The sequence below is a fragment of the Sulfurimonas xiamenensis genome (genome assembly GCF_009258045.1).
Classification (GTDB): Bacteria; Campylobacterota; Campylobacteria; order Campylobacterales; family Sulfurimonadaceae; genus Sulfurimonas; species Sulfurimonas xiamenensis.
Window position 1 is genome coordinate 75,447 of record NZ_CP041166.1, and the last position, 13,329, is coordinate 88,775.

21 protein-coding genes are annotated in these 13,329 nt (G+C 34.9%); 12 read left to right on the plus strand and 9 right to left on the minus strand.

What is annotated here, in order from left to right; all coding sequences use genetic code 11:
• Positions 1-64 precede the first annotated feature (64 nt).
• From FJR47_RS00365 to FJR47_RS00410, 10 genes are all read left to right on the plus strand, one after another.
• Entirely contained in the window at positions 65-523 is a 459-nt protein-coding gene (locus tag FJR47_RS00365) for a helix-turn-helix domain-containing protein (RefSeq protein ID WP_152298522.1), read from the plus strand.
• 10 nt (positions 524-533) lie between these two features.
• Positions 534-1,061, plus strand: a complete 528-nt coding sequence (locus FJR47_RS00370; protein ID WP_152298523.1) for a hypothetical protein — start codon at positions 534-536, stop codon at positions 1,059-1,061.
• Between the two features lie 83 nt (positions 1,062-1,144).
• Entirely contained in the window at positions 1,145-1,603 is a 459-nt protein-coding gene (locus tag FJR47_RS00375) for an FKBP-type peptidyl-prolyl cis-trans isomerase (RefSeq protein ID WP_241855404.1), read from the plus strand.
• Positions 1,604-1,652: 49 nt separating this feature from the next.
• Positions 1,653-1,838, plus strand: a complete 186-nt coding sequence (locus tag FJR47_RS00380; protein ID WP_152298524.1) for a hypothetical protein — start codon at positions 1,653-1,655, stop codon at positions 1,836-1,838.
• Between the two features lie 129 nt (positions 1,839-1,967).
• Complete coding sequence (locus tag FJR47_RS00385; RefSeq protein ID WP_152298525.1) at positions 1,968-2,192, plus strand: DUF2798 domain-containing protein; 225 nt, start codon at positions 1,968-1,970, stop codon at positions 2,190-2,192.
• A gap of 3 nt (positions 2,193-2,195) precedes the next feature.
• Complete coding sequence (locus tag FJR47_RS00390; protein WP_152298526.1) at positions 2,196-2,393, plus strand: hypothetical protein; 198 nt, start codon at positions 2,196-2,198, stop codon at positions 2,391-2,393.
• 31 nt (positions 2,394-2,424) lie between these two features.
• Positions 2,425-3,204: a PhzF family phenazine biosynthesis protein gene (locus tag FJR47_RS00395; protein ID WP_152298527.1), complete on the plus strand. Its 780-nt coding sequence runs from the start codon at positions 2,425-2,427 to the stop codon at positions 3,202-3,204.
• Between the two features lie 10 nt (positions 3,205-3,214).
• The gene (locus FJR47_RS00400) at positions 3,215-3,934 is read left to right on the plus strand and encodes a penicillin-binding transpeptidase domain-containing protein (RefSeq protein ID WP_152298528.1); all 720 of its coding nucleotides are present in this window, start codon (positions 3,215-3,217) and stop codon (positions 3,932-3,934) included.
• A gap of 73 nt (positions 3,935-4,007) precedes the next feature.
• Entirely contained in the window at positions 4,008-5,762 is a 1,755-nt protein-coding gene (locus FJR47_RS00405) for a Na/Pi cotransporter family protein (protein ID WP_188093725.1), read from the plus strand.
• Positions 5,759-5,965: a hypothetical protein gene (locus FJR47_RS00410; protein ID WP_152298530.1), complete on the plus strand. Its 207-nt coding sequence runs from the start codon at positions 5,759-5,761 to the stop codon at positions 5,963-5,965. Before FJR47_RS00405 ends, FJR47_RS00410 begins: the two co-directional genes overlap by 4 nt.
• An 11-nt stretch (positions 5,966-5,976) precedes the next feature.
• Here the strand turns inward: FJR47_RS00410 and FJR47_RS00415 are convergent, their stop codons facing one another.
• Genes FJR47_RS00415 through FJR47_RS00440 form a run of 6 tightly spaced genes read right to left on the minus strand, consistent with a single transcriptional unit; the run spans position 5,977 to position 9,334 of the window.
• Positions 5,977-6,342 carry a NifB/NifX family molybdenum-iron cluster-binding protein gene (locus FJR47_RS00415; RefSeq protein ID WP_152298531.1) on the minus strand — a complete coding sequence of 122 codons (366 nt, stop codon included), beginning with the start codon at positions 6,340-6,342 and terminating at the stop codon, positions 5,977-5,979.
• 11 nt (positions 6,343-6,353) lie between these two features.
• The gene (locus FJR47_RS00420) at positions 6,354-6,698 is read right to left on the minus strand and encodes a NifB/NifX family molybdenum-iron cluster-binding protein (RefSeq protein ID WP_152298532.1); all 345 of its coding nucleotides are present in this window, start codon (positions 6,696-6,698) and stop codon (positions 6,354-6,356) included.
• 1 nt (position 6,699) lies between these two features.
• Positions 6,700-7,578: an ATP-binding protein gene (locus tag FJR47_RS00425; RefSeq protein ID WP_152298533.1), complete on the minus strand. Its 879-nt coding sequence runs from the start codon at positions 7,576-7,578 to the stop codon at positions 6,700-6,702.
• Entirely contained in the window at positions 7,575-8,426 is an 852-nt protein-coding gene (locus tag FJR47_RS00430) for an ATP-binding protein (protein ID WP_152298534.1), read from the minus strand. The genes FJR47_RS00425 and FJR47_RS00430 overlap by 4 nt, the downstream gene beginning before the upstream one ends.
• On the minus strand, positions 8,426-9,007 hold the full coding sequence (locus FJR47_RS00435; RefSeq protein ID WP_152298535.1) for a NifB/NifX family molybdenum-iron cluster-binding protein: 582 nt from the start codon (positions 9,005-9,007) through the stop codon (positions 8,426-8,428). The genes FJR47_RS00430 and FJR47_RS00435 overlap by 1 nt, the downstream gene beginning before the upstream one ends.
• Before the next feature lie 3 nt (positions 9,008-9,010).
• Positions 9,011-9,334 carry a DUF134 domain-containing protein gene (locus FJR47_RS00440; protein ID WP_152298536.1) on the minus strand — a complete coding sequence of 108 codons (324 nt, stop codon included), beginning with the start codon at positions 9,332-9,334 and terminating at the stop codon, positions 9,011-9,013.
• 178 nt (positions 9,335-9,512) lie between these two features.
• On the opposite strand from FJR47_RS00440, the gene FJR47_RS00445 reads away from it, so the two are divergent.
• Positions 9,513-10,091 carry a thermonuclease family protein gene (locus FJR47_RS00445; RefSeq protein ID WP_152298537.1) on the plus strand — a complete coding sequence of 193 codons (579 nt, stop codon included), beginning with the start codon at positions 9,513-9,515 and terminating at the stop codon, positions 10,089-10,091.
• Positions 10,092-10,142: 51 nt separating this feature from the next.
• Here the strand turns inward: FJR47_RS00445 and FJR47_RS00450 are convergent, their stop codons facing one another.
• The 3 genes from FJR47_RS00450 to FJR47_RS09765 all read right to left on the minus strand — a co-directional run bounded on the left by FJR47_RS00450 (position 10,143) and on the right by FJR47_RS09765 (position 12,533).
• Entirely contained in the window at positions 10,143-11,021 is an 879-nt protein-coding gene (locus FJR47_RS00450; RefSeq protein ID WP_152298538.1) for a mechanosensitive ion channel family protein, read from the minus strand.
• 14 nt (positions 11,022-11,035) lie between these two features.
• A complete protein-coding gene (locus FJR47_RS00455; RefSeq protein ID WP_152298539.1) occupies positions 11,036-12,262 on the minus strand; it encodes an ATP-binding protein in 1,227 nt (408 codons plus the stop codon).
• Positions 12,263-12,398: 136 nt separating this feature from the next.
• Positions 12,399-12,533 (minus strand): hypothetical protein, encoded by a 135-nt coding sequence (locus tag FJR47_RS09765; RefSeq protein WP_256365630.1) that lies wholly within the window; start codon positions 12,531-12,533, stop codon positions 12,399-12,401.
• Between the two features lie 262 nt (positions 12,534-12,795).
• Here FJR47_RS09765 and FJR47_RS00460 point away from each other — a divergent pair, with 262 nt between their 5' ends.
• A complete protein-coding gene (locus tag FJR47_RS00460; protein WP_152298540.1) occupies positions 12,796-13,215 on the plus strand; it encodes an arsenate reductase ArsC in 420 nt (139 codons plus the stop codon).
• Positions 13,216-13,329 lie beyond the last annotated feature (114 nt).

Sequence of the window (13,329 nt, forward strand, 5' to 3'; positions counted from 1 at the left end):
ACTGATTATTTTCTCATATTCGTAAAACTATAATCTTTTTAGAAATAAAAATACGGATACCGCAATGTTAACAATAAAAGATATTTCAGAAAAATTTAATATTTCTAAAAGCACCCTCTATGGCTGGGAAAAAGAGAGACCTGAAATTTTTGCGTATCTTCAAAGAGCAGATGATAAATATGAAGAGTTGCGAGATATTACGATTATTTTACAAAAACATGCAAAGACGATAAAAGCGACATTTGAACTTAAAGAGATAGAGTTTATTATAACACTTAAGCTTAAGATAAATGATGCAAAAGATATAGAGTATCTGCATCTGCTCTACAGCCAAGCCATAGCGCATGAGATAAAGCAAAGAGCTCCTTTTGTGATGCCCATCTATACAAAGATAGAGCAACTTAACTTAGTAGAGAGGTATATCTTTGCAAGTAACTATAAAGAGATTTTGCTAAAGCTGCCTAAGATAAAAGAGGAGAGAACAGGATTGATAGAGCACTATTTTAAACCTTTTTTATGCTAAAGTTTTTTAAATGAGAGTAAAACATAAATTATTAAAAGAGTATCCGCTTCAAGGCAGAAAGACACTCATCATAGGGACTTTCAACCCGGATGTTGCGTGTAACGATGCCGAATTTTTTTATGGCAGGGCAAAGAACTTTTTTTGGAGGCTGCTTCCCGAAGTGTTCGGCAAAGAGAGCCTAAAGGGTGATGTGCAAAAACAAAAAGAGTTTTTAATGCAACATGACATAGAGCTGAGCGATCTTATACTAAGTGTCGAGATGAGCGAAAAAGATATATGCAGTTACGGCGACGATAAACTAAAAGAGGTGATAGAGTGGAACACGCCTAATATTTTAAAAACTCTCTCAAAAGGCAAAACTAAAGAGGTCTACTTTACCAGAAAGTCGTTTGATAAAAATGTACAAAACATAAGAGACGAAATATATAAGATAAAAGAGTTTTGCGATAAAAACGGTATAAAATTTGGATTTCTTCCTACTCCATCACGCTTTTACAGTGAAAAAAAACTGCAGGAGTGGAGAAGTGCTTTTAATTAAAAGAAGCAGAAAATTTTTTTTTACGATAAACTTACCAAAAAACAAAAAGAGCTAATTGGTAGATAAAAATAAAAGGATTTTCTGTGGATAAAATTAAAAAAAATACGATTGTGTCAATGCTTATAAAGTTAGAAGACGAAGAGGGCAATATCATCGATGAGAGTGAGGAGCTTATGTATCTTCATGGCGGTTACAATCAAATCTTTAAAAAGCTAGAAGATGAGCTTGAGGGAAAAAAAGTAGGTGATACTTTTCATGTTACGCTTACTCCGGCAGAGGCGTTTGGAGAGTACGACGAGTCTTTGGTTTTAAAAGAGCTGCTAGAGGATTTGCCTGAAGATATTTATGTAGGTGCAGAACTTGACGGCGAAGAGGAAGGCATCGTATATGTCATTGAGAGCATAGACAAAGAGCACGCAATCCTAAATGCAAATCATGAACTAGCAGGAATTACACTTATTGCAAGCGGCAAGATTTTGGAGATAGAACAGCTCTCGGATGAGGCAGCACAAGAGCTGCTAAAGGAAGAACATCATCATTGAGATCAGTCGATGGTTTGATTTTATGATAACCAATTTAGGCGCTGAATATATGAAAAATTGTAGAGATGCAAAAAGTGCTACAAAGTATAGTTTTGCTCTTGAATATCTTCGAGCATTACAAGCATCGCTCTTCCCGTGCATCTCTCCTGTTCCAGCATCTCTTGAAGCTCTCCATTTTTCTCCCTTTGTAAATGGGGTAAAAAAGAAGAACCCCTTTTTTCCCTCATATCTATGATAATATAGAGTTTGTTTGAATTAAAATAAAAAGAGCTTATCCACAATTTGACTAAAAAATTCAAATGGCAGTGATAAATTAAAGTAAAATACTATTATTGTTTATGTTGCGGTAATTAAAAGGGAAAAAATGGTTTCAGTAAAATATCTTCATCAGGTTCAGGCACTTTTGCTCTCGGGCTTTATGAGTTTTATCATGTCGGGGGCGATTACATTTATTAACTTGGGATTAGTGGATGATTTCGTCTCAATTTGGATGCATGCATGGTTGGTGGCTTATGTTATTGCATTTCCGACCATACTGCTTGTATTTCCTTTTGCACGCAAGCTTGCTATGAAAATAGCATCAAGGTAAAAAATGTCTATTTTACCTCTGTTTGTTAAAGAGCAAATGAAAAAGAGAGCAAAAGCTGTAAAATATGCGAACAATAATATTTCAAGTTCACTTGATGGCTTTTGGCTTGGTGGCGAAAGTATAAAAATATCGCTAAGTGAACAAGTAAATTTTATTTCATCACTTGTTAAAAAAACTGCAGGAGTGGAAGAGTGTTTTTAGCTATTTTAATGCAGTTTGAAAGGAAAATATAATGCATCTTAAACTCTACCAAATAGATGCTTTTGCAAAAAAAATATTTGAAGGAAATCCTGCGGCAGTTTGTCCGCTGGATAGTTGGCTTGATGATGAGTTAATGCAGAAGATAGCGATGGAGAATAACCTTTGTGAAACAGCTTTTTTTGTAAAAGAGGGTGAGCGTTATCACATCCGCTGGTTCACGCCGATTGCAGAAGTTGACATGTGCGGACATGCTACTTTGGCTAGTGCATTTGTGCTGTTTAAGATTTTAAACTACCCAAACGATGAGATCGTTTTTGATTCAAAAAGCGGCGAACTGCGCGTCAAAAAAGAGCATGATAAGTTTATTATGGATTTTCCGGCTCAGGAGATTGCGGCATCTGCAGTTCCGTATGCCATAACAGAAGCGTTTGAGATTCAGCCAAAAGAGTGTTATAAGTCGATGGACTATCTGCTTGTTTTTGAAAACGAAGAAGATATTTTAAATCTAAAACCAAATTTCCAGAAGCTAAAAAACATCGATGCCAGAGGCGTGATCATCACTTCAAAAAGCAAAGAGTATGATTTTGTCTGCCGTTTCTTTGCTCCAAAAATCGGGATAGATGAAGACCCTGTGACGGGTGCCGCCTTTACTCAGCTTGTGCCTTACTGGAGTAAAGTTCTGGACAAAAAAGAGTTTAGAGCCAAGCAGGTCTTAAAAAGAGGCGGAGAAGTTTTTTGCAAACTCCAAGGCTTAAGAGTTGAGATAGCAGGATACGGCGTCAAATATCTTGAGGGAGCTGTAGAGTTGTAATGAGGTTAAAATGTTTAAATTAATAATGCTATTTATGCTGAGTGTAGCTCTCTTTGCTAAAGAGCCAAATTTCGGCAAATATGACGGAAGTGCGGTTATCTTGGATCTCAACAGTTCAGAAAAAAAAGTTTTTGGAAACAGAGCCGATGAGAGACTGAGCCCATGTTCAACTTTTAAGATCTTAAACTCATTGATCGCGCTTGATAGCAAAGTCGTTAAAGATGAAAATGAAACAGTAAAGTGGGATGGAGTGAAGCGAGAGTATGAAGTATGGAACCGCGACCACTCAATGCGTTCTGCCATAGCCGTATCTACCGTATGGTTTTATCAAGAGATGGCAAGGCGAATCGGCGAGGAGCAGATGAAGAGGAGCGTCAGAGCTGTAAAATATGGAAACATGGATATTTCAAGTTCGCTTGATGGTTTTTGGCTTGGCGGCGGAAGTATAAAAATATCACTAAATGAACAAGTAGATTTTATGGCGTCACTTGTTAAAAATGAGTTGTCGTTTTCGCCTCGCGCCATGAAGATTACAAAAGATATTATGACTCTAAAAAAGCACAATGGCTATACATTGGCGGCAAAAACAGGAAGCTGTGCCGGAGTAGGCTGGTTTGTGGGTTTTGTGCAAGAGAGTGGTAAAACTACTGTTTTTGCTTTTAATATTAAGGGTGAAGGCGCAAACGGAGCAGAAGCAAAAAGAGTAGCATTAGAGTATTTCAAAAGATGATTTTATTAAAAAGCAAATTTAAAACAAAAGATAGTAGTATGTTAAATCACACTCATTTCATCTAAGGTCGTTGATGTTTAAAAAGTACTATTTTCAGTTTTTTTTACTTTCTCTTGCATTTGTGGTTTTTTATAGTGACGACTACAAGATCATTATAGCTGGAATTGCCATATTTTTAGTCGGTATGTTTTTTATGGAGGATGGCTTTAAGCTCTTTAGCGGCGGTATGCTTGAGAAGGCTTTGCAAGCTAGTACCGATACTCTGCCAAAGGCTATAGGTACGGGATTTGTTGCAACTGCCATTATGCAAAGCTCCTCTTTAGTTTCTATCATCATTATCTCATTTTTAAGTGCAGAGCTTATTAGTTTAAGCGGTGCCACTGGAGTCATATTTGGTTCAAATATCGGTTCTACAACGACTGCGTGGATAGTTTCTTCATTTGGTGTAAAGATAGATATAGCGACTTTTGCAATGCCTATGATAATTTTTGGGGTGGTTCTTAAATTTTCAAATAGTAAAAGCTATCAAGGGGTTGGAAAAGTTTTGCTTGGACTAGGGTTTGTTTTTCTTGGTATTGCTTATATGAAAGATGGATTTGAGATTTTGCAAAGTACGCTTAATCTATCAAAATATGCGGTTGAAGGCTATTTTGGTGTTTTGATTTATATATTGTTTGGAATTGTAGCAACTGTTCTTATGCAGTCAAGCGCGGCAACGATGGCACTTGTTATTACAGCACTTGCAACAAACCAAATCATCTATATCAATGCTCTTGAACTTGCTATCGGAGCAAATATTGGTACAACTGTTACCGCTATATTGGGAGCTATCTCTTCAAACTCAAATGGGAAAAGAGTGGCTGTTGCACACTTTATTTTTAATATAACGACGGCAGTTGTTGCTATTGTTTTTCTCTACCAGTTAAGCGATTTGACAACATTTTTAGCTTCAAAAATAGGCATTGCAGATAGTGATTATGCCATGAAACTTGCACTTTTTCACACACTCTTTAATATTTTGGGGGTTATAATTGTCTCTCCTTTCACACAAAAACTCGTAAAGTATTTGGAGACACTTTTTATAGAAGTAAATATTTATACTATTAAACCTTTATATCTTGATAATATAGTTATTAATGTTCCGAATGCGGCGATAGAGTCGATAAAAAAAGAGACTATACATCTTTATGACAGTGCCGTTGAAGCCATTTCTCACTCTATGTTTTTGCACCGTCATAAATTTATAGGGAGTAAAGATATAGAGAATGTTGTAAAAAATTCAGATATAAGTGTAAATACGGATGTGGATGAGTTTTATGCAAATAAGATTAAATCACTTTACGGAGAGATAATCCATTATGCGACTCTTTCTCAGGAAAATATGAATGAAGAGGATCAAAACAGAGTGTATGACCTAAAACTTGCTTCACGCGAGATTGTAGAGGCTTTAAAATATATGAGAGAGCTGCAAAAAAACATCTTTTACTACTCCAAATCAAAAAATAGTTATGTTAAAGAGGAGTATAACAACCTAAGAGTTTACATTGCAAAGACAATAGATGCTATAGAGAAGTTAAAAGAGCATGATGATGATTTGGATGTCATCTCTACAATCGAGCTTTTAAAAGAGAGTACAAAAGCGCTGGACAACATAAAAAACAGCAGGATAGATACACTTATACGAGAAAACAGGATTGATTCCAAGATGGCGACATCGCTTATCAATGACAGCTCGTTTGCTTATGATGTAACACAAAAGTTGTTACAAGTTGCTACAATATTGTGGATAAAAGATGCAGATATTAGAACACTAGGAACTCAAAAATGAAGATAGACAAGGTATTTAAAGGCATAGAAAAACTCTTTTTTAGTGAAATAAACGATGAAAAAAAGCAGCAGATGTTAAAAGAGAAACTTTTTGAAAAGATTGAGCAGACAAAAAAAGAGATAAAAGAGTCTTCCAATGAGGAAGAGCTACAGGATTTAAAAGCTAAACTCTATATTTTAAAAAAATTGCTTGATAGAGTTTAGCCCATAAAAATTTAATGTGCTGAACAGGTTCCTTGACCGTCGCTTTTTTGCAGCTCATTTTTTATAAGTCGTGCCACACTTTCTTGAACTGTTTTTGAAGTAGAGTCAAAGTAAAGATCCAGTCCGGCTTGTGCAAACCCTTGTGCAGGAGAACCTCCTATTCCAGAGACAACTAAAGCATCAGGATTTAAACTCATAATATTGGCTACTGCATTACCGCAGGCTCCTCCGCTGTGACCGGGATTTTCTACTCCCTCTACATCAATCATTTTGTCATTTTCTAATGTAATAATTGTGTAAAATTTTGCTTTTCCAAAGTGTGCACCTATTTTTGACAAATATCCCATATTCTCATCTGTTGGATAAACTATTCTCATTTTTTTACTCCCTATTTTTGAAATTTTGTTAATTTATTGGCAAGAAATGCGCTATAAGCTTCTTTAACCGTCATGTCACCTGCGCCTACATACATGGTTACTTTTGATTTTTTTAATATCTCTAAAGCTTTGTTACCGGGTCCATTTCCGGTTATAAGGATATCGGGATTGAGTTCAAGCACTTTTTTTGCCGCCTGAAGTCCAGCTCCGTGTTCCATTGTCTCCGTATCCGCATTAGAGATAAAACTTAAAGAATCATCCTCCTCATTATACACAACAAGTGTGTCAGTTCTTCCAAATCTTGGGTCCATTAAAGAATCCCAGCTCTTACCCTTTGCCGTAAATACAATTTTCATTTTAACTCCTTAGTATATTTTTTATGTATTGCCAACTTTTTTCAATCTCTGTTTTAAGACTGCTATCGCCATATTCTATAATCGTTTTTGCTTGAGAAAGAGCTTTTGCAAATGTTTCATCATAGGCAATTTTTGTTATAAGAGTGATATCTTCTTCTTCTAAAAAAGCCTCAATCTCTTTGGTTACATCTATATTTAAATCATACTTGTTGATAATACAAGCAGCTTCTATATTGAAACTTTTAACCAGTTTATAAACTCTTTTAAGATCATGAAGTCCCGAAACGGTTGCTTCCGTAACCAGCAGTGCCAAATCTGCCCCGCTTAAGGAGGAGATAACAGGACATCCCACACCGGGACTTCCATCAACAATCAAAAACTCTTTTTTATTTGCCAAAGTTAGTTTTTTCGCTTCATTTTTTACTTTTGCCACGAGCTTTCCGGAGTTCTCTGCTGCAAAGCCAAGTTTTGCATGTACCATTTCGCTTTGGGCTTTTGTCATGGAGAGATAAAAATCTCCGACTTTTTGTGTTTTCATATCAATTGCTTCTACCGGGCAGACTCTGGAACAATACCAACACCCTTCGCATGAAATGGGATCAACACGATGCTGATCATCTATCACATGAATAGCATCAAAGCGGCATACCTCTTTGCACTCTCCGCAATTTATACAATTCTCTTCGTCGATAACAGCTATCTCGCCGCTATAAAAATCCTCCTGATATCTAAAATCAGCTTCCAAAAGAAGATGCATATTTGCAGCATCGACATCACAATCAGCTATAACGGCATTCTCTTTTTCAAGATAGGCAAAGGATGCAGCAAAAGAGGTTTTACCGGTTCCCCCTTTACCTGAGATAATGACTACCTCTTTCATTTGACACCCCCGACAAACTGTGCTATCTGCTTTAATGCGGTTTCAAACTCTTGAATTTTCGGATAAATCAGCTCGCCTTTGGAGTAAAGCTCGGCGACTCTTCTGTCGTTTGGAATTTTGGCAATTATAGGGATACCCTCGGCATTACAATACTCTTCTACACCATTGTCGCCGATGCCATGGCGATTGATTACTACACCAAATTTTTGACATAAAACTCTCATTGTTTCTACAGCAAGCTTGAGATCATTGAGCCCAAAAGGGGTCGATTCGGTTACCAATATAACAAAATCGCTTCCGCGGCTCGCCTCAATGACCGGGCAGGAAGTTCCCGGAGGAGCATCAAAGAGCTTGATGGTGTCTTGTGAAAATTTTTCATCTATATACTCAATGACCTGGCTGATAAGAGGGACAGCCTGCTCCTCTCCTATGTCTAATCTTCCCTCAACAAAATCTAAATTTTCAGTTTTAAAATGCTTTAATTCGCCAATTTTTTGTGGCATCATTGGAAGAGATTCAGTCGGGCATAGTTCTGAGCAGGCATAACAGCTATGACAAAGTTCCGGAAATACCAAAATTTCGTCACCTACTTTTATAACTGCATTGAATCTGCAGACCTCTTCACAGTTGCCGCATAAAGTACATTCCTCTTTTTTCCATTGAGGTACCATTTTGTCGCATGCTTTTTCAAAAATCAGATTCCCCTCGATAAAGAGTTTGGAATTTGGTTCTTCAACATCCAGATCCGCGAGCACAACATCTGCCTCTTTGGCTAGATAGGAAGAGAGATTTGTAGAAATGGTAGTTTTACCAGTCCCGCCTTTTCCGCTTGCTATAGTTATCTTCATTACAGGCTTCCAGTGCCTCTACCAAATCCCATGCCACGACCTCCTCTTGCACATCTTCTTTGCATAAAACTTGACCTTCTTTTTATATAACTTTCTTCATCTCTTAGATAATTGGTATTTATATCCTCACTTCTTTTTTCATTTCTGCCAAGACCCATGCCGCGACCTTTTCTCATGCCTCTTCCTTGCATAGCACTCAATCCTCTTTTTGTATACATCTCTTCACCTCTCTCATCATTATTTGTAAACATATCTTTTTTGCTAAGTATATTCAACACTGCTTCTATATCTTTTTCCTGTGCCTCATAAGCTGTAATTGCAAATTGTTCAAGATTTTGTTTTAGCCCCTGTGAGTAAAACTCCACCACAGCAAAAATATCAATATTTTTTTCTGACAAAAACTGCGACAAAATTCTGCCCGTACCGAAGTGTCTTTCTCCCGCTTTTGCAATTGGCAAGTTTTCCTCTTTTACCATTTTTAAAATCGGATTTTCGATTACTTCAACTTTTTTTTCATTTTCATAGATAACAATTTTTTTGCAAAGACCGATATGTTTTGCTATTGTTTGTTCATTGTTCATTGTTCATTGTTCGTTGGAAATGCTACTCTCATTATATGATTCCTTTGTATGGATAATAATTGCTTTTGCATTTAACAACGCATCTGCAATTTTTCGTCTTGCACTTTCAATCGTTCGGGAAAAAGTAGTTCGTGATATACCCATACGATCAGCACACTCTTGTTGATACAAACCCAAAGAATCACTCAATCTTATAGCTTCCATCTCTTCTTCAAACAGTACTACATACTCAAGCGATTTTTTGCATACACCACATGGCTTAAAACAGATATCACTATGATCTTCATCTACTCTTCTGTGTTTTCTTTTTCTGCCAAATTGGTTCATTGTTTTTTCCTTTAGTTTTGAACATATGTTCAATTTCAGCTGTAATTATAATGTGCATATGTTCATTTGTCAAGTAAAAAATCATTTTATTTTTTAAATATTTTATTTATTATTTATTTTTATAAAGAAAAATCAGTATTTTTTTGTTATCATTTTTAAATCTTATAAAGGAGCACAGATGAAAAAATTTGTTTTACTTATAACTTTGTTAGCTTCCCTGGTTTTTGCTCAATCTGCAAAAATGGTTGAAATTATTTCAGAAAATACAGTAAAAATAGACAAAGATGGTGTTAAAAAAAAGATCCACTTAAGTGGAATAGAACTTTTTGCAAAAGCAAATAACAGCAAAGAAACCATTCAGCTTGTAGATTATAATAAAAGAGATGAGTTAAAAAGAGAAGCTTTGTCATATATGAAAAAAATGTTTCCTGAGGGGGTAGATCTTTCATATCAAATTTTTTCTAAAGATGAGCATGGTCTTGAATATGTGTGGATAAGCAACAATGATTTTAACTACAAGATAGTTAGAGATGGCTATGCTTTGACTGATGTTGAAGATCCAAGTCTGCCAACCGGATTGAAAAATAGAATGTTAATTGCTCAAAACTACGCAAAAGAGAATGGCATTGGACTTTGGGGTAAATATAAAGAGATGAAAGCACTTGAAAATCAAGATATAGAATCTTGCGGATGTGGATTTACTCAAAAAAAAGATGTTGCGTCAGATATACTTAAACAACAACAAAGAGGGCTTTAAAAAGTTTGTTATTACTTTTGCAAATGAGTCTTGTTTGTAAAGATACTATAGTTATTCAAGTTCATCTTTATTTACAAGACCTTGAGCAAGAAGCTCTTTTATAACAATTTCTGTCATATCGCTTTTAAATTTAAATTCATAGCGGATATCCATAACATAAGCTTTTATCTTCATTTCTAAAAAAGATTTGTGCTGATAGATTCTGTTTGTAAATAGTACTTCAATGGGTTTGTTGAGATAGATATATCTTGAAACCTGAGCTGTTTCGATGGCAACTTTACGGATTTTGTCCATGGGAGCATCGATGGGGAGCATTATTTTTGCAACTACTTGACAGTATAGTTCGCCTGAATTACTGTTGGATACCGATGTGTTCATAAGCTCCATATTTGGAACAATAACCATTGAATCATCAGGAGTTACGATGCGCGTTGCCCGCAGACCGATATTTATAACTTCACCGTAATTTTCTCCGACTTCAATCTTATCTCCTACTTTAAAAGGACGGTCAAACAGAAGCATAATTCCACCAAATATATTTTTGAGCAGGTCCTGTGTTGCAAAACCTACGGCAATGGCTACGGATGCCAATGCCGTCATAAGCATCTCCATTGGCGGATGATAGATCACTTTTACAATTATAACAATAACTGCTGCCCAAAGAGCAATTCTGATAATAGGAATTAGACCTTTGATGGTTATTCTCGCTTTTGAACTCTTTTCGGCAAAAAATTCAAGTGCTTTTGTAAAGAAAGTTATAAAAATATATGCGATAACAAAAAAGAGCAGTGTCCAAAGAATTTTTGAAACCGAGATAATCGCAATCAAATCCATTGGATCAACCTTTGAAGCATCATCTTTTTGCAAAATATCTGCTGCATAGAGGATATGTGTAAAAAAAGTTAAAAAGAAAAGTATTATAAATTTCATATAAGTATCCCGTTTCAGTGAATAAAATTTTTAGATGAGAGATAATTATGAACTTGTTTGTATATAGCCGGATTTATATTGTACTTTTTATACGGCTGAATGAGCAACCCTTTTTCAAGCATAGGCATAAGTATTTTACGGCACTCTTCAGATGATTCATTCATTACAATAGCAAAATCATGCAGAGTCAGCCCATCATGGAGCATAAGTGCTTGCAATGTAAAGAGAGATTTAGCCGAGAGATTTTTAATAAATGAGTAGTCAAGATCTTCTATCTCTTTTACAAAGATAGTTTGTTCATCAATTTTGTCAATTGCTCTGACCCAGTAGAGTAAAGCAAGAGATATATTTCCATATGAGAGTTTATATAGTAGTTTAAAAAATCTCTCTTCCAGATAAGGCTGTTTTTCATCATCATCTAATTTTTCAAATATTTTACTCTCTAAAGTATCTTCTTGCGGTATAAACTCTATTGTAAGATCTTCATACTTGTTTCTTCTAAATAATATCTCTTTGATAATCTCATGATTTAGCTCTTGCATGGCTATTTCGCTTGTAAAGTAGTTTGAAATGGAGATTGTTTTATCAAGATAGCTCCATGTTTCAGGTGTAAAATTTCCAATCCAAAGTACTTTTTTTGTCGTGTAGGAGATAAGTTCAAAGAGCAGTTTTATGCTCTCAAATCCGCCTACTTTTTTTAAAAACATATGATGGAGATTTTCTATAATAATTATTTTTGCACTTTGCGAATTATTTAAAAAATCTATCAGCTCTTTATTTGTAGTAATATTTTGTGTATTTAAAAGAGAGTTGAAAAATTCAAAATAGGACTCTTTTGTGTAGATTTTTTCATGCATTTCACCTCTAATGGTGTCTATTTGTGGAATTTTTTCTAAAAAATTATTGAGCAGAGAAGTTACCCCGGACCCTTTTTCAGCGATTAGGGCGCATGTTACAAAACGGTTTTTTGTCCAGTTTGTAAAAGATTTTTCAAGTTTTTCTATTTCATTTTTTCTATTTACAAAAAAATATTCTTGCGCAGGTTTGAGTTCATAAAGGTTTTTATAATTTTGCGGCAGCTCTTGCAAAGCAGATTCTGTTTCTTGCATAAATTCGGATAGTTCAAAAGAGATAGGTTCTTTTTTATCTACTATACCTATTGATTTTTTAAACTCTTTGATTTTATCTTTAAAAAATGATAAAAATTTTTTATTTTTTGATTCGTTAGATTTATCGCTCATACAACTAACCTTTTTTATCAAATTTGGATTTATTTTAGCATATTTATTGATATTTGCAGAAGTTTATGTTTTTTAAAAAAGAGAGAAAGAGGGAGAAACCTCATCTAAAGAAGTAGATGAGGTGTAAAATCAAACCTTAATAAAGGTCTTGATTTGGGTGATTGGTTTTAATGCCCTCGGTGTTGCCGCCGCTGTTTGTGTTGTAAGTTACAGTATTGTCAGCTTGAAGAGCACCTAGTGTTAATCCGATTAGTAAAATAAATGTTTTCATTGTGTATCCTTTGTTAAGAGAGCCTTACCCTCTACTGTTTTTAAATCGGAGTAATTTTATCCGATTTAACTTTTGACTCTCTTATACTTTTATAATTAGCGTTTCTGTTTAAGTTTTTTTTATGCTTAAAAAATGGATAAAAAAGTAATCATTTTGTAATGAAGACAAACTATAATATTTTATTTAAGCCCTAAACATACAATAAAGATTGATATGTGTTGGCGATATTTTTTAAAAAATTTAAATTAATTGAGGAATTTATATGTTAAAAGTATTATTTGTTTGTGTGCATAATAGTGCTCGCAGCCAAATGGCAGAAGCTTTTTTTAATCTATATGCAAAGGATGTTGACGACACAGCCCAAAGTGCAGGAATTAAACCCGGTAAGCTTAATCCTTATGTTGTTCGTGCTATGGCTGAAAAAGAAGTTGATATTTCAGATAATACTCCAAAGGCGGTGTTTGATCTTTATAAAGAAGGAAAAAGATTTACCCATGTGATTGCTGTGTGTGATGAAGCATCACAGCAGTGCCCAATTTTCCCAGGTATAAATAAAATTATTGCTTGGAGTTTTTCTGATCCTTCAAGCTTTAAAGGAAGTGATGAAGAGATTATGCAAAAAGTGCGTAGCGTCCGTGATGAGATTGAAGCAAAGGTCAAAGATTTTATTCAAAATTCTTAAGGGTTAAATATATTTATATATTAACATCATTTATAATATTTATTAATGATAACTATTTTATTGGGCATTTTGTCCTATTTTTGCCAGAATTATATGTTATCATTTTAATAAATT